Source organism: Streptococcus sp. (genome assembly GCF_019414905.1).
Classification (GTDB): domain Bacteria; phylum Bacillota; class Bacilli; order Lactobacillales; family Streptococcaceae; genus Streptococcus.
Window position 1 is genome coordinate 1 of record NZ_DXLC01000165.1, and the last position, 4,521, is coordinate 4,521.

Consider the following 4,521-nt stretch of genomic DNA (forward strand, 5'->3'; position numbering starts at 1 on the left):
ATCTACAACCTCAAAACAGTGTTTTGAGCAGCCTACGGCTAGTTTCCTAGCTTGCTCTTTGATTTTCATTGAGTATAAAATACAAGAAGATAACTTCTTGAAAAAACAAAAATAGCTCCCTAAGAACTAGGGAGCCCCGACCTCTAAAAGAGGTGCCCGAACAATATGATACCTAAAAATAGGATAATTGTCAATAGCTAACTTTTATTCCTCGATATTTTCAGCATCATCATCTGAAAACTCGTCGTCGTCTTCGTTGAGATCCACGTCTTCACCCAAGTCATCAGGAGCGATTTCGTTGATTTCTGCATCATAAGCTTCCACTTCATTTTTTTCATCATCTGGATTTTCATCATCGTATGAAAGAGCTGGATCTGCTTCGTATGCATCTTCATCTTCTGGATCATCTGCATTGTAGTCAATGGCATCTGAATCACCATCCATGAAGGCATTGACACGTTTTTTCTTAGCTTTTGGTGCTACTTCATCGTCGTCATTTTCTTCAAGAGCGATGATTTCTTCGTCGATTTCGTCTACACCATACCATGAACGAAGTCCCCATTTGTTGTCTCCAAGTGAGATGAAGCTACCGTCAAAGTTCAACTCTGTGTAGAACAAAGGCAAAGCTTCGCGGATATCGCTGTTTGATGTTCCAAGGTAGTTTTGAATTTCGTTTACAAGATCGCTAAAATGCATCTCGTGATCGCGACCACGAAGTTCCAAGATAGCACGCGCTACCTCAATCATAGATAGTTCACTTTTTTCTTGCCCAGCAAATACTTCTAATTCCAAAGCGTTTCTCCTCATTTATACTACTATCGCCAGAGCGAACAGACTCTGACCTCATTTTATCATTTACTCTTTATTTTACGATAATTTTGCAGAATAGTCAAAGGTTAAGGGGGAGAATTATTTCTTTGCTACCCATCCGATGGCATCGTGAGGTGGATTTTCAGTATCAATCCAGATAAATTCAATACCTATTTCCCCATTTTTAAACTTGGTTAAACGAATACCGTTGATTTCCAGTTCATTGAGTCGTTGACCCGTCAAGACCTCTCGTTCCTTCAACTGGAAAACACCACGTAAGATCCAATTCCCAAGAATTTCTTGTTTATCAGTTGACTGGATTGCCTTGCCAGCTTCTTGGTTGATATAGGCATTGATGACATCTCCAGAAGGTAAGAAGCGTAGTTTAAAAGTTCTTTCTTCTTTGGGTAGAGCTAGTTTTTTAGTGCTGGGTTCAAAAGTTCCAAATCTAGGACCAAAGAAGTCTGGCCTTTCGTCATGAAAGTTCTTAGAGTCTGGCAGAGGAATGTAAACTTCACTAACTGGACGATAAACCAGCTGTTCAATCTCCTTGATGAGTTTTTTATTGCCAGTATTGTGGACAAAGTGAATCAAGTCCTCACGAATCGCCTTCATCTGAATTTTTTCTTCCTTGCTAGTCCACTTTTTCAAGAGGATTTCTTCTAAAGAAAAAGTCACAAAAGCTAGTTCTTCTGGAGCGAGACTGTTTTTGAATTTTTCCTGAATCTTTAAAATCCGTGGCAGACGATCTTTCTTAGCTAATTTTGAACCACCATTAAAGGCATTAAAGCCCGAGTTTTCTTCCACATTCCCATGTTTGTCTGTGATAACCCAAGACACCGTTTCTAAGATATCAGATTGTCTCTTTTCAGCGGTCAGTAAATGAAGGTTTTCAAAGAGAGAAAAAGGATCTTCAATATAATGGACGTCCCAAGTATCTACCACAATATCTTTATTGTTAAAAGTCATGTGGAGCTGACTGTCAGCTGCCGTGTACTTGTAGTGGTGTTGCCCATCCGTAAATCGAAAATTAGTTGGATTATTTTTAGTAGTTGATCCTTCAATGACTAGATTATCAATATCAACTGGTAAATAAGTCGTCTCGCCAACAAAAATCCTAGGATTTTCTCCCTTTGGTGTCGGCATCAGAACGTGATAAACAGCTTCAACATTGACCGAATCTGAGTTAAACCCCTTAATTTGTGCCTTAGAAGATTCGATTCTCTGATTTCTTAAGGTCGCAATCTTTCGTGCCAACTCTTTATAGCGTTGATAGTTTCCCTTGTCTGCCGTTTCTTTATCTGCTGAGATATCTGCATGGAATTTGATATCACCCAGCAAGTCCGTCCAATCTTGAGAGTCCTTCTTAAACTGAGCGATCTTTTGGTCTCCAGAATTAATCCCAAAAGATTTAATACCCACTAGGTATTTATGATTTTCATCCACAACGACAGAGGCATCATAGGAGGTATTGGCAATATCTTCCCCAACCGCATTAAAAGCCTTCTGGAAGACTGTTTCTTGAAATTTAGAATTAACAATCGGAGCCACATAATTCTCTGTTTGTCCCTCATCTTCAGATTCTGCCTTTTGAGAGAAAGCTTGGCTCAAGCTAGCGAAGTTGGTAATTAAGGTTTTGTATTTGTCTTTTTGTTCAGACTTTAGATGTTCCCACATAAGCGCCCTCTTTTCTATCTTCAGTATATCAAAAGAAGATTAGTTTTTCACTAACCCTCTTTATACATTCGTTAATTAATGCTGTAAAATTCAAGTTTGCCTTGTTTTTTTACAAATCTCAAATAATCTTCGTCTGATAAAACCGCTAAACCATCGTCATAAGATTTGATTTTTTCAAGAGCTTGATCACAGCTATCTACAAAGTCCTTGACATAGGATTGCCCTTCAAATTGTCCATTCATCTTGGTGTAGATAATAGCGAATTTTCCTGAGCGGTTAAGTTGAGATTGCCCTTGGCTTTCGTTCAAAGCCTTGGCAACATTTCCTGCGATGCGTTTAATCACAGGAACAACCACACTGTTTCCAGCCTGCTTGTATAGCTGACCGTTAGAAACCCCTTCAGGGATTTTGAAGGATTTAGGATATCCTTGAACATTAAAGGTTTCTTTCGGTGTCAACTTGCGAATCTCACCACTGTCTGTCAGGATCAATGGAACGTTGTGCCCACCTGTTCCCATATTGGCTGTCAAGGTAGGGACAACACCGTTTTTATTTTCACGGACATACTGACGGCGCCATTGGTAAACTGTATCTTGACTAGTCACTTCAAACTTCAACTGGTCGTAGAAATTCTGCTTGCCTTCACGGTAGTAGTAGACCTCATCTAGCTTATCACCAAAGTTAATGACGTCTTGAAGAGAAGTCGTGAGCTTGATTTCCTCTGGAAATTCAAACAAATCATAAGCTTCCTTGGTATCAAAGCCAACAATGTAGATACGTTCACGGTTTTGTGGGATATTTCCGTAATCTTTTCCGTTGAGAACCTTCCACTTGATAAAGTAGTTGTTTTCGGTCAAAGCTTCACGAATAACCTTGAAGGTATTGCCGTGGTCATGACCTACCATGTTTTTGACGTTTTCAATGAAAATAGCGCGAGGTTTACGCCCTTCAATCATACGAAGCAATTCGAAGAAAAGATCGCCACGATCATCATCAAAGCCTTTGCGATAACCCGCAATACTAAAGGCCTGACATGGGAAACCTCCCATAATCACATCCACGCGCTCAGCTGGAATATCCCCTGGCTGAACATCGTGAATATCACGACCATCCAAATAGGTATCTGGATGGTTTAACTGATAAGTCTGACGCGCATACTTATCAAATTCATTGGCATACACCACTCTGAACTCGTTGGTCTGTTCAAATCCCAACTCAATTCCCCCAACACCTGAGAAGAAAGCTGCAATGTTGTACTTCTCAGAGCGGTTCGAACTTACAGAATTTGTCATGTAGTAACCTGCTTTCTAATGAACATATTCATAGATACATTTAAAAAAGTTGATTTTCATAATAGAGAATATTTTAGCATTTAATCAATCTTTAAATATTTTCTCAAAAATACTTCTCCATTTTTCTGGAACTTTATCATAATCATAACTATCTTCTGTTATCCAATTATCCCGCATATATTTAAAGGCACTATAAGGTTTTTCACTACTAGGAGCTGTATATCCTAAAACATCTTCAATACATTCCTCTAAAACAAATAATTGTGAATCACAATCTAAAGCTTCTCTAATAGGGACATTATATTTCGTTGCTCCAGGTGTTCCTGCATCTCTATCATGCATAACATAAGGTATAATTCCCATAGATTTCATATACTTGATTACAGAAATAATTACCGGTTTCCCTCTTGCACGTACAATTTGCCAGTCACACTTGATTTTTTTCCTCAAATCTTCTGGAGCAGCTAATATTGTTTCTCTAAGCACAAGCTCCTCAGTATCTCCTTCAATTATTAATACCTTTTTAGCAAAGAATACTCTTGACAAATAATCATCCATTTTTAGTAGCATTTTTACGTAACTTTTATCTTCTGTCTGCAATTCTTTAAATGCTTGTTCATGATTAAATGCTATATTTTTTATAATACTAATTTCGCCAAGATTAATTGATAGATAATTTAAAACTTGCCCTGCCTTTCTACTTAAATCAATCATATATGGCGAATGGGTTGTACAAATTATT

General features: G+C 38.3%; 4 protein-coding genes. All 4 read right to left on the reverse strand.

Annotated elements, in window-relative coordinates:
- Nucleotides 1-204: 204 nt before the first annotated feature.
- On the reverse strand, nucleotides 205-792 hold the full coding sequence (rpoE, locus tag QZ359_RS04840) for a DNA-directed RNA polymerase subunit delta (RefSeq protein WP_000418401.1): 588 nt from the start codon (nucleotides 790-792) through the stop codon (nucleotides 205-207).
- A gap of 117 nt (nucleotides 793-909) precedes the next feature.
- Nucleotides 910-2,487, reverse strand: coding sequence for a hypothetical protein (locus QZ359_RS04845; RefSeq protein WP_293963408.1), 1,578 nt, complete (start codon nucleotides 2,485-2,487; stop codon nucleotides 910-912).
- A 71-nt stretch (nucleotides 2,488-2,558) separates the two neighbouring features.
- The gene (locus QZ359_RS04850) at nucleotides 2,559-3,779 is read right to left on the reverse strand and encodes a DNA cytosine methyltransferase (RefSeq protein ID WP_293963410.1); all 1,221 of its coding nucleotides are present in this window, start codon (nucleotides 3,777-3,779) and stop codon (nucleotides 2,559-2,561) included.
- 84 nt (nucleotides 3,780-3,863) lie between these two features.
- Nucleotides 3,864-4,521: TOPRIM nucleotidyl transferase/hydrolase domain-containing protein (locus QZ359_RS04855; protein ID WP_293963412.1), on the reverse strand; the 658-nt coding region annotated here is incomplete at its 5' end.

Excerpts from the sequence above, each read along its gene's own strand:
- QZ359_RS04845 (WP_293963408.1), bottom strand. The coding sequence starts at position 2,487 with ATGTGGGAACATCTAAAGTCTGAACAAAAAGACAAATACAAAACCTTA.
- QZ359_RS04850 (WP_293963410.1), bottom strand. The coding sequence starts at position 3,779 with ATGACAAATTCTGTAAGTTCGAACCGCTCTGAGAAGTACAACATTGCA.